The sequence below is a fragment of the Streptomyces sp. NPDC104367 genome (assembly GCF_055583825.1).
On the sequence record NZ_JBVJND010000025.1, the window covers coordinates 90,247 to 110,775 of the forward strand.

At 72.8% G+C, this 20,529-nt stretch carries 19 protein-coding genes; 4 read left to right on the forward strand and 15 right to left on the reverse strand.

Annotated elements, in window-relative coordinates:
• Positions 1-26: 26 nt before the first annotated feature.
• Complete coding sequence (locus ACZ619_RS31895; RefSeq protein ID WP_469606300.1) at positions 27-983, reverse strand: Dyp-type peroxidase; 957 nt, start codon at positions 981-983, stop codon at positions 27-29.
• Between the two features lie 256 nt (positions 984-1,239).
• Between ACZ619_RS31895 and ACZ619_RS31900 the strand changes: the two genes are divergently transcribed.
• Together ACZ619_RS31900 and ACZ619_RS31905 are read left to right on the forward strand one after the other, a co-directional pair.
• A complete protein-coding gene (locus tag ACZ619_RS31900) occupies positions 1,240-2,532 on the forward strand; it encodes an MFS transporter (RefSeq protein ID WP_469606302.1) in 1,293 nt (430 codons plus the stop codon).
• Between the two features lie 109 nt (positions 2,533-2,641).
• Positions 2,642-3,229 (forward strand): TetR/AcrR family transcriptional regulator, encoded by a 588-nt coding sequence (locus ACZ619_RS31905; RefSeq protein ID WP_469606305.1) that lies wholly within the window; start codon positions 2,642-2,644, stop codon positions 3,227-3,229.
• 146 nt (positions 3,230-3,375) lie between these two features.
• Here ACZ619_RS31905 and ACZ619_RS31910 read toward each other — a convergent pair whose 3' ends face one another.
• The 6 genes from ACZ619_RS31910 to fmt form a co-directional block, all read right to left on the reverse strand.
• Positions 3,376-4,419: a sugar-binding transcriptional regulator gene (locus tag ACZ619_RS31910; protein ID WP_469606307.1), complete on the reverse strand. Its 1,044-nt coding sequence runs from the start codon at positions 4,417-4,419 to the stop codon at positions 3,376-3,378.
• Between the two features lie 78 nt (positions 4,420-4,497).
• Positions 4,498-5,184, reverse strand: a complete 687-nt coding sequence (gene rpe / locus ACZ619_RS31915; protein WP_469606310.1) for a ribulose-phosphate 3-epimerase — start codon at positions 5,182-5,184, stop codon at positions 4,498-4,500.
• Between the two features lie 185 nt (positions 5,185-5,369).
• Complete coding sequence (locus ACZ619_RS31920; RefSeq protein ID WP_469606312.1) at positions 5,370-6,509, reverse strand: RNA polymerase sigma factor; 1,140 nt, start codon at positions 6,507-6,509, stop codon at positions 5,370-5,372.
• On the reverse strand, positions 6,502-6,924 hold the full coding sequence (locus ACZ619_RS31925) for a YciI family protein (RefSeq protein WP_469606315.1): 423 nt from the start codon (positions 6,922-6,924) through the stop codon (positions 6,502-6,504). The genes ACZ619_RS31920 and ACZ619_RS31925 overlap by 8 nt, the downstream gene beginning before the upstream one ends.
• A 119-nt stretch (positions 6,925-7,043) precedes the next feature.
• Complete coding sequence (locus tag ACZ619_RS31930; protein ID WP_469606317.1) at positions 7,044-8,471, reverse strand: RsmB/NOP family class I SAM-dependent RNA methyltransferase; 1,428 nt, start codon at positions 8,469-8,471, stop codon at positions 7,044-7,046.
• Between the two features lie 82 nt (positions 8,472-8,553).
• A complete protein-coding gene (fmt, locus tag ACZ619_RS31935) occupies positions 8,554-9,486 on the reverse strand; it encodes a methionyl-tRNA formyltransferase (protein ID WP_469606319.1) in 933 nt (310 codons plus the stop codon).
• Positions 9,487-9,758: 272 nt separating this feature from the next.
• On the opposite strand from fmt, the gene ACZ619_RS31940 reads away from it, so the two are divergent.
• Positions 9,759-10,307 carry a hypothetical protein gene (locus ACZ619_RS31940; RefSeq protein WP_469606321.1) on the forward strand — a complete coding sequence of 183 codons (549 nt, stop codon included), beginning with the start codon at positions 9,759-9,761 and terminating at the stop codon, positions 10,305-10,307.
• Between the two features lie 94 nt (positions 10,308-10,401).
• Here ACZ619_RS31940 and ACZ619_RS31945 read toward each other — a convergent pair whose 3' ends face one another.
• Positions 10,402-12,549: a primosomal protein N' gene (locus ACZ619_RS31945; protein ID WP_469606323.1), complete on the reverse strand. Its 2,148-nt coding sequence runs from the start codon at positions 12,547-12,549 to the stop codon at positions 10,402-10,404.
• A gap of 191 nt (positions 12,550-12,740) precedes the next feature.
• Between ACZ619_RS31945 and ACZ619_RS31950 the strand changes: the two genes are divergently transcribed.
• A complete protein-coding gene (locus ACZ619_RS31950; protein WP_469606326.1) occupies positions 12,741-14,072 on the forward strand; it encodes an MFS transporter in 1,332 nt (443 codons plus the stop codon).
• Between the two features lie 113 nt (positions 14,073-14,185).
• Here the strand turns inward: ACZ619_RS31950 and metK are convergent, their stop codons facing one another.
• The 7 genes from metK to ACZ619_RS31985 all read right to left on the reverse strand — a co-directional run bounded on the left by metK (position 14,186) and on the right by ACZ619_RS31985 (position 20,511).
• A complete protein-coding gene (gene metK / locus ACZ619_RS31955; protein WP_469606328.1) occupies positions 14,186-15,409 on the reverse strand; it encodes a methionine adenosyltransferase in 1,224 nt (407 codons plus the stop codon).
• 239 nt (positions 15,410-15,648) lie between these two features.
• Positions 15,649-16,854: a bifunctional phosphopantothenoylcysteine decarboxylase/phosphopantothenate--cysteine ligase CoaBC gene (gene coaBC / locus ACZ619_RS31960; protein WP_469606330.1), complete on the reverse strand. Its 1,206-nt coding sequence runs from the start codon at positions 16,852-16,854 to the stop codon at positions 15,649-15,651.
• Positions 16,855-16,993: 139 nt separating this feature from the next.
• Complete coding sequence (rpoZ, locus tag ACZ619_RS31965) at positions 16,994-17,266, reverse strand: DNA-directed RNA polymerase subunit omega (protein ID WP_005319902.1); 273 nt, start codon at positions 17,264-17,266, stop codon at positions 16,994-16,996.
• Positions 17,267-17,317: 51 nt separating this feature from the next.
• The gene (gene gmk, locus ACZ619_RS31970) at positions 17,318-17,911 is read right to left on the reverse strand and encodes a guanylate kinase (RefSeq protein ID WP_469606333.1); all 594 of its coding nucleotides are present in this window, start codon (positions 17,909-17,911) and stop codon (positions 17,318-17,320) included.
• Between the two features lie 60 nt (positions 17,912-17,971).
• A complete protein-coding gene (locus ACZ619_RS31975) occupies positions 17,972-18,295 on the reverse strand; it encodes an integration host factor (RefSeq protein WP_003977346.1) in 324 nt (107 codons plus the stop codon).
• A gap of 267 nt (positions 18,296-18,562) precedes the next feature.
• Positions 18,563-19,408 carry an orotidine-5'-phosphate decarboxylase gene (pyrF, locus tag ACZ619_RS31980; protein ID WP_469606336.1) on the reverse strand — a complete coding sequence of 282 codons (846 nt, stop codon included), beginning with the start codon at positions 19,406-19,408 and terminating at the stop codon, positions 18,563-18,565.
• Positions 19,405-20,511, reverse strand: a complete 1,107-nt coding sequence (locus tag ACZ619_RS31985) for a quinone-dependent dihydroorotate dehydrogenase (RefSeq protein WP_469606339.1) — start codon at positions 20,509-20,511, stop codon at positions 19,405-19,407. Before ACZ619_RS31985 ends, pyrF begins: the two co-directional genes overlap by 4 nt.
• Between the last annotated feature and the right edge of the window lie 18 nt (positions 20,512-20,529).

Sequence of the window (20,529 nt, forward strand, 5' to 3'; positions counted from 1 at the left end):
GCACCGTCCAGAAGGAGTTGTGGGGGTCACCGGCCGGCCGCGGGAAGCGGCGGCAGGTCGTCGAGGAAGTCGTCGGAGGGCACGTGGAAGAGGGTGCCCGTGACCGCCGTGGAGAAGTCGAGGATCCGGTCGTGGGTGGCGTCCGAGGTGCCGAGGAACATGTTGCGCAGCATCCGCTCGATGACGTCCGGCGTCCGCGCGTACCCGATGAAGTAGGTGCCGAACTCGCCCTGGCCGGGGCTGCCGAAGGGCATGTTGTCGCGGAGGATCCGCTGCTCCTCGCCGTCCGGTCCGTCGACGGTGTTGAGGTCGACGTGGGAGGCCGGCTCGCCCAGTTCGATGTTGGTGGCCTTGGTGCGGCCGACGATCCGCTCCTGCGCCTCGACCGGCAGCTTGTTCCAGGCGTCCAGGTCGTGCAGGTACTTCTGCACGATCACGTAGCTGCCGCCGGCGTGCCCGGGGTCCTCCGCGCCGATCAGCACGGCGTCGCGGGCGGCCCGGCCGACCGGGTTCTCGGTGCCGTCGACGAAGCCCAGCAGGTCGCGGGCGTCCAGGTACCTGAAGCCCTGCACCTCGTCCTCGACGGTCACCGCGTCCCGCAGCCGGTGCATGATCTCGGCGGCGAGCCCGAAGCAGAGGTCGAACCGGGTGGCCCGGATGTGGAAGAGCAGGTCGCCCGGGGTGGCGACGGCGCGGTGCCGGGCCCCCTCCAGCGGCCTGAAAGGGTGCAGCCCGGCCGGGCGGGGGTGGTCGAACAGCCGGTCCCAGGCCGCGGAACCGATGCCGGCCACACAGCTCAGGGCACCCTCCGGCGCGCCGAACCCGAAGCTGCGCTGGAGCCCGCGGACCTCGCCGAGCACGTCCCGGGCCGTCTCCTCGCTTCCGGGGTGGACGCTGACCACCAGGAAGATCGCGGCGGTGGTGAGCGGGCCGAGCACGGGCTGCGGTTCCGCTTCGGGCACGGGCTGGGTTCCAGTGGTCAAGGCGCTCTCCTGATCCGTCGGTGCCGATGAGTGCCGATGAGTGCCGGCCGGCGTCCATCGGCGCTCGGCCTGTCGTACACATCCTCGGGGGCCCTCGTCCTTCCGTCGACGAGGACACCGGCCGAAGATTTTCCGTTCCACCGGAATAGACAGACCTGTCTACGAGGTTGACCAGCGTACCTAGACAGACCGGTCTACCCATTCAGGACCCGTCACCGCACGAGATCTTCGGCACCGTCCCCGCGAAGGATCCCCGATGAACCACCCCGCACCGCACGAGCGGACCGAGCGCGCCACGGCGTCGGGCAGGCCGATACCGCCCCGCGCCGCCTTCTACGTGCTCGCCTCCGTCGTCGTCTCCTTCCTCTCCGCCTCCAGCGCGCCCACCCCGCTCTACGCGACCTACCAGGCCGAATGGGGCTTCACCCCGATCACCACCACCGTCGTCTTCGGCATCTACGCGATCGCCGTGCTGTCCGGCCTGCTGGTCCTCGGCAAGCTGTCCGACCACGTCGGCCGCCGCCCGGTCCTGATCGCCTCGATCGCCGCGCAGGCCGCCGCGATGCTGCTGTTCACCACCGCCGGGGGCGTAGGCGAACTGCTCGTCGCGCGCGTGGTGCAGGGCCTGTCCACGGGCGCCGCGCTGGGCGCGGTCGGCGCCGCGATGATGGACATCGACCGCTCGCGCGGCACGGTCGCCAACGCCCTGGCCCCCGGCCTGGGCACCGCGACCGGCGCCCTGGTCAGCGGCTTCGTCGTGCAGTACCTGCCGGCCCCGACCCACACGGTCTACCTCGGTCTGCTGGCCGTGTTCACGGTCCAGGCCGTCGCCATCACGCTGATCGACGAGACCGTCACCAGGGAGCCGGGCGCCCTGGCCACCCTGGTCCCCGAGATCAGGCTCCCGCGCGCGGTCCGCGGCCCGGTCCTGGCGGCCGCCCCCGTGATCTTCGCGGTCTGGGCACTCGCCGGGTTCTACGGCTCGCTCGGCCCCGCGCTGGTGCGCACCCTGGTGGGCTCCACCTCCGCCGTCTACGGCGGCCTGGGCCTGTTCGTCCTCGCCTTCGTCGCGGCCTCGGCCGTGGTCGCGCTGCGCAACAGGCGGGCCACGACCGTGATGTACACCGGCATCGGCGCGCTCGTCGCCGGCGTGGCGCTCAGCCTGGTCGCGGTCGCCCAGAGCCTGCCCGCGCTGTTCTTCGTCGGTACGGCGGTGGCCGGCTTCGGCTTCGGCAGCGGCTTCCAGGGCGGTATCCGCACCGTGCTGCCGCTGACCAGGGCCCACGAGAGCTCGGGCGTGCTGTCCCTGCTGTTCGTCGTCGCCTACCTCGGCATGGGCGTGCCCTCGGTGGTCGCCGGCGTGCTGGTGGTGCACGGCGGCGGCCTGGTCCCCACCTCGGAGGAGTACGGCGCGGTGGTCATCGGCCTGGCGCTGCTGGCCCTGGCGGCGCTGCTGCTGCGCGGAACGCCGCGGAGCGCGCCCGGCGTGCTGGTGGCGTCCGGGGGCGCACCGGCGGCCGAGGCCGAACGCGCCGACGTCTCGCGTTGACGTCGGCGCGCTGACGTCTCGCGTTGACGTCGGCGCGCTGACGTCTCGCGTTGACCGAGTAGACCGGTCTGTTCGTTCGTAGACTGGAGACGGCGGGAAGGTGAGCGGCATGACGAAGGCGTTGAGCGCCAAGGTCCCCACTGCCCGCGAGCGGCTGCTCGCGGCGGCGAACGAGCTGTTCTACGCGGAGGGCGTGCAGTCGGTCGGCATCGACCGGATCATCGAGCACGCCGGGGTCGCCAAGGCCTCGCTGTACAACACCTTCGGCGGCAAGGAACAGCTCATCCGCGCCTACCTCGACTCCCGGCACGCCCGGATGGCCGAGCGGCTGCGGCGCGGTGTCGAGCGCGCGGACACCCCCCGGGACCGCCTGCTGGCGGTCTTCGACGCGCAGGCCGAGCTGTTCGGCGAGCGGAGCTACCACGGCTGCGCCTTCGTGGCGGCCAGCGCCGAGGCGAAGCCCGGCGGCGCCATCGAGGAGGCCTCCGACGCCTACCGCGCCTCGGTGCGCGCCCTGCTCACCGGCCTCGCCCGGGAGGCGGGCGCCCCGGACCCCGAGGCGCTCGGCCGCCGACTCCACCTGCTCTACGACGGGGCCTCCCTGTCCGCGCGCATGGACCGCGACCCGGAGGCCGCCACCGCCGCCCGCTCGGCGGCCGCCGTGCTCGTCGACGCGGCGCTGGCCACCGCGGGGTGACGTCCCGCCCCCGGCACCCGCGCACCCGGGGGTGCCCGACGGACCGGCGGAGGCCCACACGGTCCGCGAACGGCGACGGGACGGCTCGGGGCAGCTGATCGGTGCTGCCACGGCCGTCCCGTGCTAAGAGGGCGCCACGGTGCCGTTCAGGGACCGTCCGGGTCCGCGCGGTTCAGCGCGGGCTTCGGGGTGGTACCGGCCGTCATCAGGTAGTCGGCGGCCGAGGTGTCCGTGACGAGGCTGGTGACCAGCCCCGACCGCAGCACCGCGTCGATCGCCGCCGCCTTGCGCTGCCCGCCCGCGATGGCCACCACCTCGGGAACGCGGCGCAGCTGGTCGGCCTTGACCGTGATGCACCGCTCCCCCAGATCCCGGCCGACCCGGCGGCCGTCGGAGTCGAAGAGGTGCGCGGCCATCTCCGCGGCGACACCGAGCGAGGCGTAGTGCCCGCGCTCCTCGTCGCTGAGCATGTCGTGCACCGTGGAGATGCCGGGCTCCCACGAGCCGATGGAGACACAGGCGACCGTGACCTTGTCGAAGTACTCGAAGGCCCGGGCGATCCCGGTCTGGTTGCGCAGCGCGGCCGCGGTGGCCGCGTCCGGCAGCAGCATCGGCGCGTAGATCGGGTGGGCGTCGCCGCCGGACACCTGTGCGGCGCGCCGGACGGCCTCCACCGAACCGCGCTCCGAGGTCCCGGCGTCGTACACGCCCGTCAGCTGCACCACCGTGCAGGGCGGCAGCCGGTCGAGCGCCGCCGCCATGTGGATGGTGGACCGGCCCCAGGCGAGGCCCAGGACGTCCCCCTCGTTGACGAGCTCGCCGAGCAGGTCGGCGGCGACCTCGCCGAGGTTCTCCGGATCCGGGGTCTCCTCCGCCTCGGCCGGGGACTCGACCACGACTGCGTGCCGCAGGCCGTACCGGGCGCGGAGCGCGTCGGAGCGCTCGGCGTCCAGCTCGGCCGGCACACGGATCTCGATGCGTACGAGATCCCTTTCGAGGGCGGTCTCCAGTACCCGGGCCACCTTGAAGCGGCTGACGCCGAACTCCTCGGCGATCTGGATCTTGGACTTGCCCTCGAGATAGAAGCGGCGGGCCATGGCCGCCGCCTGCACCAGCTCAGCGGGTCCCATCCGCATGGCTGACCGGCCCGCCGACATACCCGACACGGCCATCTCCTCACTGCTGTTCACACTCTGGATACGCCGTTCATCCTCGCAGATCCGGCGCACTTGATCAGCCCTGATCGGAGCCGTTCACGTTCCCGTACCTCAGTGGTCGCACGCCCACGAGGCGTTCGCGGTGGCCGACTCCGCCTGGGTGCGCAGTGCGCGCACCGCCTCTGCGGGGTCGTTTGCCCCGTACACCGCCGAGCCCGCCACGAAAACGTCGGCTCCCGCGTCCGCGCAGCGCTCGATCGTCGACGCCGAGACCCCGCCGTCGACCTGGAGCCACAGTTCCAGTCCGTGCTTGCCGATCAGCTCCCGCGTGCGGCGGATCTTCGGCAGCATGATGTCGAGGAACGCCTGACCACCGAACCCGGGCTCCACCGTCATGATCAGCAGCATGTCCAGCTCCGGGAGCAGGTCCTCGTACGGCTCGATCGGCGTGGCCGGCCTGAGCGCCATGGAGGCCCGGGCGCCCTTCGCGCGGATCTCGCGGGCGAGCCGCACCGGGGCGGCCGCCGCCTCCACGTGGAAGGTGACGGAGGAAGCACCCGCTTCGACGTACTGGGGTGCCCACCGGTCGGGGGCCTCGATCATCAGATGGCAGTCCAGCGGGGTGTCCGTAGCACGGGCCAGGGACTCTACGACCGGCACGCCGAGCGTGAGGTTCGGGACGAAGTGGTTGTCCATGACGTCGACGTGGAGCCAGTCGGCGCCTTGGACCGCCTTCGCCTCGTCCGCGAGGCGGGCGAAGTCGGCGGACAGGATGCTGGGGTTGATCTGCACGGCCATGCCCCAAGCGTGCCATGCCCTGCCGGGGTGAGCCGAGTCAGGTCGGTGGGTGGTCGAGGTTGTGGGGTCGGTACGGGCTCGGTGGGGGCTCGGTGGGGGGTCGGTGGGGGGTCGGTGGGGGGTCGGTACGGGCTCGGTGGGGGGTTGTCGCGCGGTTCCCCGCGCCTCTGACGGGGCGCCCACGGTCACCGGCGGTGGTTGAGTCTGGCCGCCTGGCGGGTCAGGTGGTCGCGTTCCGCGAGGTTGGGGGCCTTGTGGGCCGCCTCCGCGTACAGGCGCGCCGCCGTGCTCACGTCTCCGGCGGCTTCGTGGAGGTGGGCCGCCACCGCGGTGTGGCGGGGCAGGGAGTCGTCGAGTTCGGCGAGTGCGGCCAGGCCGGCCCGCGGGCCGTCCGCCTCGCCGACGGCGACCGCGCGGTTGAGGCGGACGATCGGGCTGTCGGTCAGGCGCGCCAGTTCGTCGTACCACTCGACGATCTGGACCCAGTCGGTCTCCTCGGCGGTGGGGGCGTCGGCGTGGAGGGCGGCGATGGCGGCCTGGGCCTGGAACTCGCCCAGGCGGTCGCGGGCGAGGGCCGCCTGGAGGATCCCGACGCCCTCGGCGATCGCCGCGGTGTCCCAGCGGCCGCGGTCCTGCCGGGCGAGCGGTACGAGGCTGCCGTCGGGCCCGGTACGGGCGGCCCGCCGGGCGTGGTGGAGCAGCATGAGGGCGAGCAGGCCCGCCACCTCGGGGTGGTCGATCGCGGCGGCGAGCTGCCGGGTGAGCCGGACGGCCTCGGCGGCGAGGTCGACGTCGCCGGAGTAGCCCTCGTTGAAGACCAGGTAGAGGACGCGGAGCACGGTGGCGACATCGCCGGGCCGGTCCAGGCGGACGCCGGAGACCGTGCGCTTGGCCCGGCTGATGCGCTGGGCCATGGTCGCCTCGGGCACCAGGTAGGCCCGGGCGATCTGGCGGGTGGTCAGGCCGCCGACGGCGCGCAGGGTGAGCGCGACCGCGGAGGAGGGGGTGAGGGAGGGGTGGGCGCACAGGAAGTAGAGCTGGAGGGTGTCGTCCGCGGCGGCCGCGGGGCCGGACGGCGGCTCCTCCTCGACGCGCTCCTCGCGCCGGCGGCGGGCCGCGTCCGCCCGCCTCGCGTCGAGGAACCTGCGCCAGGCCGCGGTGACCAGCCAGCCCTTCGGATCCCTCGGCGGGTCGGCCGGCCAGACCCGGACGGCCTCGACGAGAGCCTCCTGCACGGCGTCCTCGGCCGCCGCGAAGTCGGCTCCGCGGCGGACGAGGACGGTGAGCACGCCGGGCGTGAGGCTCCTGAGGAGAGCCTCATCCATGGGCGAGGCACTCCGTGACGGTGGGCGGCGCGGCCAGGAACGGGCGCACCTCCAGCCACTCATGGATCGGCCTGCCGCCGGCGCCGGGGGCGGCGGACAGCTCGCCGGCGAGTTCGACCGCGCGCTCGTGGCTGTCGACGTCGATCACCATCCAGCCGGCGATGAGGTCCTTGGTCTCGGCGAACGGGCCGTCGGTGACCGGCGGGCGGCCCTCACCGTCGTACCGGACCCACTGCCCCTCCGGGGCGAGCGCCTGGCCGTCGACGAACTCACCGGTCTTCTCCAGCCGGGCCGCGAAGTCGTTCATGTACTGGATGTGGGCCGTGATCTCCTGCGGCGTCCACTGGTCCATGGGCACGTCGTTGACCGCGGCCGGGGCGCCCCGGTAGTGCTTCAGCAGCAGGTACTTGGCCATGATGGTTCTCCTCGGTGCCGGTGCGACCCATTGTGGCCGCCTCCGCCCCGGGGACGGAGCGGCCCACCGGTTCTCGACATCACCGCCGAATTTTTTCTCCGACTTTTTTCTGCCGTCCCTCAGCCGGTCCGGCGGATCAGGGCCAGGTACATCGCGTCCGTCCCGTGCAGGTGCGGCCACAGCTGCACGTCCGGGCCCTCGCCCAGGTCGGGCACCCCCGGCAGCAGCGGACGCGCGTCCACCAGCTCCGTGTCCGGACGCTGCTTGAGGACGTCCTGGACCACCGCGCGGGTCTCGGCGAGGTGCGGGGAGCAGGTGGCGTAGCCGACGATCCCGCCGACCCGCACCGAGTCGAGGGCCGTGCGCAGCAGGGCGCGCTGGAGCGGGGCGAAGCTGTCGAGGTCCTCGGGGCGGCGGCGCCACCGGGCCTCGGGACGGCGGCGCAGCGCGCCGAGCCCGGTGCACGGGACGTCCATCAGGACCCGGTCGAAGGTACCGGGGCGCCACGGCGGCCGGGTCCCGTCGGCGGCGATGACCTGGTACGGCCCGGGGTTGCCGTGCAGGGCCTTCGCGACCAGCCCGGCCCGGTGCGGCTGCTTCTCGGAGGCCAGGAGCACGGCCCCCCGCTCGGCGGCCAGCGCGGCCAGCAGCGCGGCCTTGCCGCCGGGTCCGGCGCAGCCGTCGAGCCACTTCTCGTCCGGGCCGTCGATCGGCGCGGCCGCGAGCGCGAGGGCGACCAGCTGGCTGCCCTCGTCCTGCACACCCGCCCGGCCCTCCCGCACGGCCTCGACGGCCCCGGGCTCCCCGCCCTCGGTGAGCCGCACCGCGTACGGCGACCAGCGTCCCGGTACCGCGGCCTCCTCGCCGAGCAGCTCCCCGGCGGTGGCCCGCCCCGGCCGGGCGACCAGGGTCACCTCGGGCCGCTCGTTGTCGGCGGCCAGGAGCTCCTCGATGCCCGCGCGGCCGCCGCCCAGCGAGTCCCAGAGCGCGGAGACGACCCACCGCGGATGCGAGTGGACGACGGCGAGGTGGTCCTCGGGGTCCGCGTCGTAGGGGGGCGCGACCTTGGCGAGCCAGCCGTCGAGGTCGTCCTGCGCGACCTTGCGCAGCACGGCGTTGACGAACTTGGCCCGTCCGTCGCCCAGCACCACCCGGGCGAGTTCGACGGAGGCGGAGACGGCGGCGTGGGTGGGGATGCGGGTCCCGAGCAGCTGGTGCACACCGAGGCTGAGCACGTCCAGCACCGGCGGGTCGACCTCGCGCAGCGGCCGGTCGACGCACTCGGCGATGATCGCGTCGTACGTGCCCTGCCGGCGCAGCGTCCCGTAGACCAGCTCGGTGGCGAGCGCCGCGTCCCGGCCGTCGAACTTCTCGGGTCCTTCCTTCTCCCGCGCCTTGCGCAGCAGCGGCGGCAGGACGAGGTTGGCGTACGCGTCCCGCTCGTCCACGGCGCGCAGCGCCTCGAAGGCGAGGATGCGGACGGGGTCCTTCTGGGGACGGCGGTAGGGCTTGGCCGGCCTGCGCGGCCGCCGGGACTGCTCGCTCACGTAAAAGGTGCTCCGGGTACGGGTTCGATACGGCCTCCAGCGTACGCCGGGCGCCGCGGGAGGCCGCCGCCGAGAAGGGCGCTCAGGCGCCGAGGGTCTCGCCGGCCGCGATGCGGGTGCCGCGGGCCCAGTCGGCGGCCCGCATCGGCTTCTTGCCCTGGGCCTGCACCCAGAGCAGTTCCACGGCGTAGGACCCCGTCCCCACGTGCACGCTGTTCTTGCCGACGGCGACCTGGGCCGGCGCCAGATCGGTCCGCTCGGGCACCGGGGTGACCTGGATCAGCTTGAGCCGCTCGCCGCGGAACGTGGTCCAGGCGCCGGGCGCGGGGGTGCAGCCGCGCACCACCCGGTCGACCCGCAGGGCGGGCACCGCCCAGTCGACCTTCGCGTCCTCGACGGTGATCTTCGGCGCGAGGGTGATGCCCTCGCCCGGCTGCGGTACGGCCTTGAGGGTGCCGTCCTCGATCCCGTCCATGGTGGCGGCGAGCAGCCCGGCCCCGGCGAAGGCGAGCCGGGTCAGCAGGTCGCCGCTGGTGTCGGTGGGCCGGACCTCCTCGGTGACGGTGCCGTAGACGGGCCCGGAGTCGAGCCCCTCCTCGATGAGGAAGGTGGAGGCCCCGGTGATCTCGTCGCCCGCCATGACCGAGTGCTGCACGGGCGCCGCGCCGCGCCAGGCGGGGAGCAGCGAGAAGTGCAGGTTGACCCATCCGTTGGCCGGGATGTCCAGGGCGACGCGCGGCAGGAGCGCCCCGTAGGCCACCACCGGACAGCAGTCCGGGCCGATGGCCGTGAGCCGCTCCAGGAACTCCGGGTCGCGCGGCCGGTGCGGCCGCAGCACCTCGATCCCGGCCTCCGCCGCCCGCTCGGCCACGGGAGAGGCGACCAGCCTGCGCCCCCGTCCGGCCGGCGCGTCGGGCCGCGTGACGACGGCGGCCACCTCGTGCCGCCCCGAGGCGATGAGAGCGTCCAGAGCGGGAACGGCGACTTCGGGAGTACCGGCGAAGACGAGCTTCATGGGCGGCGCAGAGCCTCTCGAACGGGGTCACTTACGGGCGACGCACCAGTCTATGCCGCGGTGCGAAACCGACACCCGCAGGTGGCCGGCGCACCCGGCCCGCACGGAAGACCGGCCGGGTGGTGCGCGGCGGCCGGCACGGCGTACGCATATGCCCATACGCCCCCACACCGTGACCAGCGGCGCGCCCACGCGTTGGTCAAGAAAGAGTTGACCACAAAGGGCCGCATGCGTGGCCCGTTCCTTTCAACGCCGGTTCGAGAGGCTTGTTCATGGCCGACCACGCAACCCACGACGCCCAGGCCCGGGCCAGCCTGCACTTGTTGGTGCGGGACATCGAGCGGGTCCGCCGGCAGGTGGACGCACTGCGCACGCTCACCGCCCAGTTGGGCAACGTCTACCGCCCGCGCCGCTCCGGCCCGTCCACGGGCTTCGTCGTCTACGGACGTGCCCCCGCTCCGACGGTCCGTCTCGCCCAGGAGCTCCGGGACAGTGTCGAGACCCTGGTCACGGCCGCCGTGGACTTCGACCGCTCGCTCGGCTTCTCGTGGGACGCGGTGGGCTCCGCGCTCGGGGTCACCAAGCAGGCGGTGCACCGCCGTTACGGTGCCCGTCGCGCCGCCGCCCAGGCAGCGGCGGCCCCCGAGGCCGAGCTGACGACGGAGCCGTCCGGCACCCGCACGCTCAACGTGGGCGGCGGGCTGCCCGCCGTGCCGACGGTTCCGGCCGCCCGCTCCATGCCGACCCAGCCGACCGCCGGCAGCCCCACCCTCCGCGACGAGGTGCGGCCGACGGCCTTCCCCGGCCCGCGCAACGGCTGACGTACCCGACGGCCGAGTCGTCCGACGGCTGCCCCGCTCCCCTGCCCTCCCGGCACGTCACGGGAGGGCAGCCGTGCCCGCGGCCACCGCCGTCTCAGCCGATGTCCGGCGGATCGATCCGCACCCGTACCGCCTCCCCGCTCCCCCGCGCCATCCGCGCGGCCTGGGCGGACTTCAGCGCGGCGGCCAGCGCCGCACCGCTTCCCGGCGGCACCCGCACCAGCGCCCGCTCCCACTGCTCCCCCGGCGGCGGCGCGCCCACCCGGCGGGGTGCCTCGGCCCGCACCACGGGCAGCGGCACCGGCCCCAGCACCTGGGCGTCCCGCGGCAGTTCGGCCGCACCGAGGAACTCGGTGAGCGCCTGAGCCGTTCCCGAGACCGCCGCCATCCGGGACACCGGCGGAAACCCCAGCTCCGCCCGCTCGGCCAGCTCGCGCACCGCGTGCCCGACCGGGTCCCAGCGGACCAGTGCCTGCACGGGCCGCAGGGTCGGTTCCGCGACGACGACCACGGTCCCGCCGTCCCCCTGCGGCCGCACCAGCGCACCGGCCGCGATCCACCGCCGCAGCGCGTCCTCCCCGGCCCGCAGGTCCGGCCGGCCGAGCATGGCCCAGCCGTCCAGCAGCAGGGCCGCCGCGTAGCCGCCCTCGGCGACCGGTTCGGCGCCCGGGGTGCTCACCACCAGCGCGGGCGTCCCCGGCACGGTGTCCAGGACGTGCTCGCGCCCCGAGGTCCGCACGGGCACGGCCGGGAAGGCCCGCCCCAGTTCCTCGGCGGTCCGCCGGGCGCCGACCACCTGGGCGCGCAGCCGGAAGCCGCCGCACTCGGGGCAGTGCCAGTCGCTCTCCTCGCGCCCGCACCAGCCGCAGGCCGGCGCCCCGGCGTCGCGTGCCTCCAGCGGTCCGGCGCAGTGCCGGCAGCGGGCCGGTTCCCGGCACCGGTCGCAGGCCAGCCGGGGCACATAGCCCCGCCGGGGCACCTGCACCAGCACCGGCCCGTGCCGCAGTCCGTCCCGCACGGCCTGCCAGGCCAGGGTCGGCAGCCGGGCGGCGCGCGCGGCCTCGTCACGGGCGAGGTCGCCGTCGCCCACGGTCCGGACCAGCGGCGCTGACCGCCGCACCTGTTCCCGCCCGGCCACCAGGGGCCGGGCCCAGCCGTTCTCCACGAGCTGGGCGGCCTCCACCGTGCAGCTCCAGCCGCCCAGCAGGAAGCCGCACCCGTCCAGCGTGGCGCGCAGCAGCAGCACGTCCCGGGCGTGCGGCTGCGGGGCGTGCGGCTCACTGTGGCTGTCGTCGCCGTCGTCCCAGACGGCGACCAGCCCGAGGTCCCGCACGGGCGCGAACATGGCCGCCCGGGTCCCCACCACCGCCCGCACCGATCCGCGGCTGACGGCGAGCCACTGCGCGTACCGCTTCTCGGGCCCGGCATCCGCCGTGAGCAGCGCGTGCCGTCCCGGGCCGAGGACCTCGGTCAGCGCGGCGTCGACCCGCGCGGCGGCCCGTCCGTCCGGTACGACGACGAGCGCGCCGCGTCCCGAGGCGAGCGTGGCGGCGACGGCGCGGGCGATCTCCTCGCTCCAGCCGGGTCCGGGCAGCGTGTTCCACACCGCGCGCGGTGTGCCGCCGGCGGCCAGCGACTCGACGAAGGCGGGCCCGTGCTCGTACCGCGTCCAGGTCCCGGGGCCGGGCGCGGGCGGCGGGGGCAGCGGTTCGGGGGACGGACGCTTCTCGGCCCGCGCGCTGCGGGGCGGCACCGCCAGTTGGAGCACGTCGGCGAGGCTGCCCGCGTACCGGTCGGCGACGGCCCGGGCCAGCCGCAGCAGTTCCCCGCCGAGCACCGGTTCGGGCGAGACCACCTGGGCCAGCGCGGCCAGCGGACCCGCGTAGTCGGACTCGTCGAGCCGCTCGACCAGGAACCCGTCGATCAGCCCCCCGCCCTCGCGGCGGCCGTCCCGCACCCGGTGCCGCCCGGCCCCGAACCGGACCCGCACCCGCACCCCGGGCTGCGCGTCCGCGTCCAGTTCGGCGGGCACGGCGTAGTCGAAGTACCGGTCGAGGTGGAGCACGCCCTTGTCCACGAGCACGCGCGCGACCGGCAGCCGCTCGGCCAGCGCGGCGCCCCGCCAGGTCCGCGGCTTGGCCCGGGGCACCTTGGCTCCGCGCACGCTCTCCCTGATGAGCGCGAGCTGCTCCGGCGGCGCCCCCGAGGCGTCCCCGCTCCCCTGCCCGTTCTCGCTGCTCACGCTTGCATTCTTACCAAACGCGACTGACAACGGCCGCGCCGTGGACCGGTGTTCCGCCACCACCCCTCAGCGTTCACATACATGTTCCCAGGTTCAAGTCATTGACCCGGAAGATCCGCTTCCCTAATCTGCCCATCTGCGTGACTGAGATTCATGTACATGTACGGAAGCGGGAGACAACGATGTCAGACGTGGCTGTGGCAGGTGCCGAGCAGCGGGCGGTGGGGAAGTTCCTCCGCCGGATGATGCCGATCCTGGTCCTGATGTTGCTGGTCAACAATCTGGACCGGACGAACGTGGGGTTCATCCAGGACGAGCTGCGGGCGGACGTCGGGGTCAGCGCGACCGCCTACGGACTCGGGGCCGGTCTGTTCTTCATCGGGTACGCGCTGTTCGAGGTGCCCAGCAACATGCTCCTGGAGCGCTTCGGAGCCCGGGTCTGGCTGACCCGGATCATGATCACCTGGGGTCTGGTGATCGTGGCGATGTGCTTCATCCACAACGTCACCACGTTCTACGTGCTGCGCTTCCTGCTCGGTGTCGCCGAGGCGGGCTTCTTCCCGGGCGCGATGCTCTACATCACCCAGTGGCTGCCGGACTCCAGCCGGGGCCGGGCGACCGCGATCTTCCTGGGCGGCTCGGCCGCCGCCGGCATCATCACCGGGCCGGTCACCGGCGCCCTGCTCGAACTGCACGGAGCGGGCGGCATCGCGGGCTGGCGCTGGATGTTCGGCCTGGAGGGCACCTTCTCGGTCGTCGTCGGCATCATCGCCGGCTTCTTCCTGGTCTCCCGGATCGAGGACGCGCGCTGGCTGTCCGCCGAGGAGAAGGACTCCCTGCGCACGGCCGTGAGCAGGGACGAGGCCCAGCGGGAGCGGGCGCCCAAGGTCTCGCGGCTGCGGCTGATGATCCACCCTCAGGTCGCCCTGCTGACGGGCGCGTTCTTCGCGATGACGCTCACCGGGTACGCGATCACCTTCTGGCTGCCCAGCCTGATCGAGGAGATCAAGGGGCTGTCGTCCTTCCAGGTCGGCCTGCTCTCCGCGATACCGGCGGTGGCCTCCATGATCGCGATGTACTCGATGAGCCACTTCACCGACCGCGCCCCCGACCGGCGCCCCTACCTCGCGGTGACCCTGCTGCTGTCCGCCATCGGCACCTACCTCGCCACGCTGGGCTCGCCGTGGTTCGGACTCGCCGCGATCACCCTCGCCGGGGTCGGCTCCAAGTGCGCGGCGACCCTGTTCTGGCCCATGGCGCAGACCGGCCTCGACCTGCGGATCGCGGCGCCCGGCCTGGCACTGGTCAACTCGATCGGCAACCTCGGCGGCTTCGTCTCCCCGTTCCTCTTCGGGTACCTCAAGGACACGACCGGCAGCACCAACGGCGGCCTCTACACCCTCTCCGCCGCCTCCCTGCTCGCCATCCTCGCGGCCCGCCACATCCGCGGAACCCGCCCGGCCGGCACCCCGCAGCCCGCGACCGCGCCGGACGCCGACAAGGAACAGCCCCGCGTGGCCTAGCCACCGCCCCCCGGAGCGACCGGCGCGGGCACCTGGCAGACACGACGACGGCGGCTGTGGTCACCACCGCTCGGTGGTGACCACAGCCGCCGTCAGTCGTCCTACCGGCCTCCTCAGAGACCCGCGGCCTTGCGCAGGGCGTCCACGCGGTCCGTGCGCTCCCACGTGAAGTCGGGCAGCTCACGGCCGAAGTGACCGTACGCGGCGGTCTGGCCGTAGATCGGGCGGAGCAGGTCGAGGTCGCGGATGATCGCGGCCGGACGCAGGTCGAAGACCTCGTCGATCGCCTTCTCGATCTTCTCCGCGTCGACCTTGGCGGTGCCGAAGGTCTCGACGAACAGACCCACCGGCTCGGCCTTGCCGATCGCGTACGCGACCTGGACCTCGCAGCGGGCGGCCAGACCGGCCGCGACCACGTTCTTCGCGACCCAGCGCATCGCGTACGCGGCGGAGCGGTCGACCTTGGACGGGTCCTTGCCCGAGAAGGCACCGCCGCCGTGGCGGGCCATGCCGCCGTAGGTGTCGATGATGATCTTGCGGCCGGTCAGACCGGCGTCGCCCATCGGGCCGCCGATCTCGAAGCGGCCGGTCGGGTTGACCAGCAGGCGGTAGCCCTCGGTGTCGAGCTTGATGCCCTCGTCCAGCAGCGCCTTCAGCTCCGGCTCCACGACGAACTCGCGGATGTCGGGGGCGAGCAGCGACTCCAGGTCGATGTCCGAGGCGTGCTGGCTGGAGACCACGACCGTGTCGAGACGGACGGCCTTGTCGCCGTCGTACTCGATGGTGACCTGCGTCTTGCCGTCGGGGCGCAGGTAGGGGATGGTGCCGTTCTTGCGGACGTCCGAGAGCCGCTTCGACAGGCGGTGCGCCAGGAAGATCGGCAGCGGCATCAGCGTGGGCGTCTCGTCGGTCGCGTAACCGAACATCAGGCCCTGGTCGCCCGCGCCCTGCTTGTCGAGCTCGTCCCCCTCGTCCTTTCGGGAGGCACCCTCGACCCGGGACTCGTAGGCGGTGTCGACGCCCTGCGCGATGTCGGGGGACTGCGAGCCGATGGACACCGAGACACCGCAGGAGGCGCCGTCGAAGCCCTTCTTGGACGAGTCGTACCCGATCTCCAGGATCGTGTTGCGGACCAGGGACGCGATGTCCGCGTAGGTCTTGGTCGTGACCTCGCCGGCCACGTGCACGAGTCCGGTGGTGATCAGGGTCTCGACGGCGACGCGGGAGGACGGGTCCTCGCGCAGCAGCGCGTCGAGAATGGCGTCGCTGATCTGGTCAGCGATCTTGTCGGGGTGACCCTCGGTCACGGACTCCGAGGTGAACAGGCGACGGGACACAACGCTCCCTGGGGTTGCAGCGGCTGCTGTCTGATCATTGGCGGACGACACGGGGGCTGCACCCTGGCGTCGTCCGAGAACAGTTTATCGGTCGCACTCTGCCGCCGGCCCACCTGTCTCGACACTCGGAAGTGCTGTGACCTGCGGCACGCGCATTCTGCCCCGTGGCCGACGACGTTGGCCAGAGCCGCCACGCGGCAAAGTGGCGTCCGGGAAAATTGACAAACAGCTGAAACAAGTTAATCCAAACGGGCCGCCACCAGGTCCCAGACGATGTCGGCGAGGGCCTCCTTGGGCCCGTGCGGTACGGGCGTCTCGGTGCCGTCGGCACCGAGCACGACGGCCTCGTTCTCCTCGGAGCCGAAGGTCTTGCGCTCTCCCACCTCGTTCACCACGAGGAGGTCGCAGCCCTTGCGCGCCAGCTTGGTCCGGCCGTTGGCGAGGACGTCGTCGGTCTCGGCGGCGAAGCCGACGATCACCTGTCCGGAGCGCGCCCGGTCGGCCGAGATCTCCGCGAGGATGTCCGGATTACGCACCAGGGCGACCGGCTCGGGTTCCTGGCCGTCCTTCTTCTTGATCTTCCCGGACGCGTAGACGGCGGGGCGGAAGTCGGCGACGGCGGCGGCCATCACCACGGCGTCGGCGTCGGCCGCCGCCTTCAGCACCGCCTCGCGCAGTTGGACGGCCGTTCCGACCGGGACCAGGTCCACGCCGGCCGGGTCGGGCAGACCGCTGGTGTTCGCGGCGACCAGCGTCACCCGGGCACCGCGTGCGGCGGCGGTGCGCGCGAGGGCGTAGCCCTGCTTGCCGGAGGAGCGGTTGCCGAGGAAGCGGACGGGGTCGAGGGGCTCGCGGGTACCGCCCGCGGAGACGACGACATGGCGCCCCGACAGGTCGGGGGCGGTGACGCCCCGGGCCAGCACCCGGCGGCAGACCTCGAAGATCTCCGCCGGGTCGGGCAGCCGGCCCTTGCCGGTGTCGACGCCGGTGAGCCGGCCGACCGCGGGCTCGATCACCAGGGCGCCGCGGCGGCGCAGGGTGGCCACGTTCTCCCGGGTGGCCGGGTGCTCCCACATCTCGGTGTGCATCGCGGGGGCGAAGACGACCGGGCAGCGGGCGGTGAGCAGGGTGTTGGTGAGCAGGTCGTCGGCGAGGCCGTGGGCCGCCCTGGCGAGCGTGTCGGCGGTGGCGGGGGCGACGACGACGAGGTCGGCGTGCTGGCCGATCCGCACGTGCGGGACCTCCTCGACGTGGTCCCAGACCTCGGTGGAGACGGGGTGGCCGGAGAGCGCGGACCAGGTGGCGGCGCCGACGAAGTGCAGCGCGGAGGCGGTGGGCACGACCCGGACGTCGTGCCCCGACTCCGTGAACCTGCGCAGCAGCTCACAGGCCTTGTAGGCGGCGATGCCACCGCTGACCCCCAGCACGACCTTCGGCTTGTCCACCGTGACTCCCCGGACTCGACTACGTACGACTCAATGACACACCACAGGCCCGGCAGCGTGACTGCCGGGCCTGTGGATAAGTCAACCGCGATCGGACAATACGACCGCGAGCTGCGTTACTGCGTGTGTACCGCGTGCGTTACTGGGCCGGGCCCTCGATGGCCTCGGAGGTCAGCAGACCCGCGTTGATCTCACGCAGGGCGATGGAGAGCGGCTTCTCGTGGACGTGGGTGTCGACGAGCGGACCGACGTACTCGAGGAGGCCCTCGCCGAGCTGCGAGTAGTACGCGTTGATCTGACGGGCGCGCTTGGCCGCGTAGATCACCAGGCTGTACTTCGAGTCGGTGGCCTCGAGAAGCTCGTCGATCGGAGGGTTGATGATGCCCTCGGGCGCGGTGATGGAAGAGGACACGCTCTGCCTTCCGATGGATGGGAAAGATTCAGTCTGAATGATCAGTGACGATCACACAACGTCCATCAAGGCTAGCAGCTCGCGTGCCACGTCCTCGACGGAGGTGTTGACCAGTGTCTCGTCGAACTCCGGCTCGGCCGCGAGTTCGATCTTGGCCGCGTCCAGGCGGCGCTCGATCACCTCGGGCGGCTCGGTGCCGCGTCCGGTGAGCCTGCGCACCAGCTCCTCCCAGGAGGGCGGAGCGAGGAACACCAGCCGGCCCTCCGGCATGGAGTCGCGGACCTGCCGGGCGCCCTGGAGGTCGATCTCCAGCAGCACCGGGACGCCGGACTCCAGGTGCTCCAGCACCGCCTGGCGCGGGGTGCCGTAGCGGTTGCCGGCGAACTCGGCCCACTCCAGCAGCTCGCCGTTGGCGATCAGCTTGTCCATCTCCTCGTCGGAGACGAAGAAGTAGTGGACTCCGTGCTTCTCACCCGGGCGGGGCTTGCGGGTGGTCGCCGAGACCGAGAGCCAGACCTCGGGGTGTTCCTTGCGCATATGAGCGACGACCGTGCTCTTGCCGACCCCGGAGGGGCCGGAGAGCACGGTCAGCCGCGGACGTACGTCCGGGGGCTCGGGGGTCGTCCCCCGGAATGTTGCAGCCATGCAGCGATTATTCCAGCAATCGCGGGCTGCCCGGGACGGCAGTCCCGGACGGCCCGACGATCAGGAGCCGGTGCTGCCGAACTCGCGCTCCAGGGAGGCGATCTGGTTGGAACCGAGGCCACGCACGCGGCGGCTCTCGGAGATCCCGAGTCGCTCCATGATCTGCTTGGCGCGGACCTTGCCCACGCCCGGCAGGGACTCGAGCAGGGCGGAGACCTTCATCTTGCCGATGACGTCGTTTTCCTGACCCTGCTTGATGACCTCGTGGAGAGAGGCGCCGGAGTGCTTGAGTCGATTCTTGACCTCGGCCCGCTCCCGGCGAGCCGCGGCGGCCTTTTCGAGCGCGGCTGCGCGCTGTTCAGGGGTAAGGGGCGGAAGAGCCACGCCTACGTCACCTCGGATGTCGAACTGTCGGATACGGACCGGTGAGGAACCTAGTCGCCCCACACCAGGGGAGCTACGAGCAACACGCTTGCCCGTTGACTCTGCTCGGAGACTAGCGGGCAAGTCCGCCAGAGTCAGCGAGAACAGCGGAAAAGTCCTGGTCAGCCTGCGCCAGGCCAGACATTTCAGACATACTGCCCTGGATTTGAGGATGTATTCACGCCCGGGCCGCCACCGCGGCGCCCGCCGGAACACTCCCCGGACGCGTCACCGACCTGCGAAGACGTCCCGGATCTCACCCGCGAACCGGTCCGCGGCCGTCCGCAATGCCCCTAGATCGGGACCGTGACGCAAAACACCTCGGCTCACGTTTGGAATCACGTTGCGTACCGCGGCCCCGAACACCGCGGGGAGGTCGGCCGCCGTCGCGCCCTGCGCGCCGACGCCCGGAGCGAGCAGCGGACCGTTGATGTCGAGGTCGTACGACGACAGGTCGCCGACCGTGGCACCGACCACCGCGCCGAAGGAGCCCAGCGGCTCCTCCCCCGCGTTCTCGGCGGCGAGGTGGGCCAGCACGGTCGCGCCGACCGTACGGCCGTCGGCACGGACCGCGTGCTGCACCTCGGGGCCCTCCGGGTTCGAGGTGAGCGCCAGCACGAACAGGCCTGCGCCGCTCTCCCGGGCCAGCGCGACGGCCGGGCTGAGCGAGCCGTAGCCGAGGTACGGCGAGACGGTCAGGGCGTCCGAGAACAGCGGCGCGTCCTTGCTCAGGAAGGCCTCCGCGTACCCGGCCATGGTCGAGCCGATGTCACCGCGCTTGGCGTCCATCACGACCAGCGTCCCGGCCGCACGCGCCTCCGCCACCACCCGCTCCAGCACCGCGACCCCGCGCGAGCCGAACCGCTCGAAGAACGCGCTCTGCGGCTTCATGACCGCGACCCGGTCGGCCACCGCCTCGACGACCGTGCGGCTGAACCGTTCGAGGCCCGCCACGTCGTCGTCCAGACCCCACTCGGCGAGCAGCGAGGCGTGCGGGTCGATGCCGACGCACAGCGGGCCGCGCTCGTCCATCACACGGCGCAGGCGCACGCCGAAGGGCTCCAGGGGGCTCATACGGTCTTCCTCACATCGGCGCCGACCGCGTCGGCGAGGGTGGCGTACGGGCTGGTGCGCAGGCGCGCCGCGAGGCCCTTGTGGACGGCACGGCCCCAGAAGGGGCCCTCGTAGATGAAGGCGCTGTAGCCCTGGACCAGCGTGGCACCGGCCAGGATGCGCTGCCAGGCGTCCTCGGCGCTCTCCACGCCCCCGACGCCCACCAGGGTGATCCGGTCGCCCACACGCGCGTACAGCCGCCGCAGCACCTCCAGGGAGCGCGCCTTGAGGGGTGCCCCGGAGAGTCCTCCGGTCTCCCGCACCAGCGCGGCGTCCGAACGCAGCCCCAGGCCCTCCCGGGCGATGGTGGTGTTGGTCGCGATGATCCCGTCGAGTCCCAGTTCGACGGCCAGGTCCGCGACGGCGTCCACGTCCTCGTCGGCGAGGTCCGGCGCGATCTTCACCAGGAGCGGGACCCGGCGGTGGGCCACCACGCGGTCGGCGGCCTCGCGCACGGCCGTCAGCAGCGGCCGCAGCGCCTCGGTGGCCTGGAGGTTGCGCAGCCCCGGCGTGTTGGGCGACGACACGTTCACGACCAGGTAGTCGGCGTACGGCGCGAGCCGCTCGGCGGACTTCACGTAGTCGCCGACGGCCTCCGCCTCCGGGACGGTCTTGGTCTTGCCGATGTTGACGCCCACGACGGTCCTGAAGACCGGCTCACGGGTCGCGAGCCGGGCGGCGACGGCGAGCGAGCCGTCGTTGTTGAAGCCCATGCGGTTGATCAGCGCCCGGTCCGCGACGAGCCGGAACAGCCGCTTCGGGGGATTGCCGGGCTGTGCCTCGCCCGTCACGGTCCCGATCTCGACGTGGTCGAACCCGAGCATCGACATCCCGTCGATCGCGACGGCGTTCTTGTCGAAGCCGGCGGCGAGCCCGAAGGGCCCGTGCATCCGCAGCCCGAAGGCCTCGGTGCGCAGTTCCTTGTGGCGGGGCGCGAGCGCGGCCGCGACGAAGGTGCGCAGCACCGGAACCCTGGCGGCGAGCCGGATCCACCGGAAGGCGAGGTGGTGGGCGGCCTCGGGATCCATCCGCCGGAAGACGAGCTGGAAGAAGATCTTGTACATGGAGTCCTCATGCCGAGG

Coding starts and splice junctions, on each gene's coding strand:
- ACZ619_RS31985 (WP_469606339.1), bottom strand. CDS start 20,511: ATGTACAAGATCTTCTTCCAGCTCGTCTTCCGGCGGATGGATCCCGAG.
- ACZ619_RS31900 (WP_469606302.1), top strand. CDS start 1,240: ATGAACCACCCCGCACCGCACGAGCGGACCGAGCGCGCCACGGCGTCG.
- fmt (WP_469606319.1), bottom strand. CDS start 9,486: ATGAAGCTCGTCTTCGCCGGTACTCCCGAAGTCGCCGTTCCCGCTCTG.
- pyrF (WP_469606336.1), bottom strand. CDS start 19,408: ATGAGCCCCCTGGAGCCCTTCGGCGTGCGCCTGCGCCGTGTGATGGAC.
- gmk (WP_469606333.1), bottom strand. CDS start 17,911: ATGGCTGCAACATTCCGGGGGACGACCCCCGAGCCCCCGGACGTACGT.
- ACZ619_RS31940 (WP_469606321.1), top strand. CDS start 9,759: ATGGCCGACCACGCAACCCACGACGCCCAGGCCCGGGCCAGCCTGCAC.
- ACZ619_RS31905 (WP_469606305.1), top strand. CDS start 2,642: ATGACGAAGGCGTTGAGCGCCAAGGTCCCCACTGCCCGCGAGCGGCTG.
- ACZ619_RS31920 (WP_469606312.1), bottom strand. CDS start 6,509: ATGGATGAGGCTCTCCTCAGGAGCCTCACGCCCGGCGTGCTCACCGTC.
- ACZ619_RS31925 (WP_469606315.1), bottom strand. CDS start 6,924: ATGGCCAAGTACCTGCTGCTGAAGCACTACCGGGGCGCCCCGGCCGCG.
- rpe (WP_469606310.1), bottom strand. CDS start 5,184: ATGGCCGTGCAGATCAACCCCAGCATCCTGTCCGCCGACTTCGCCCGC.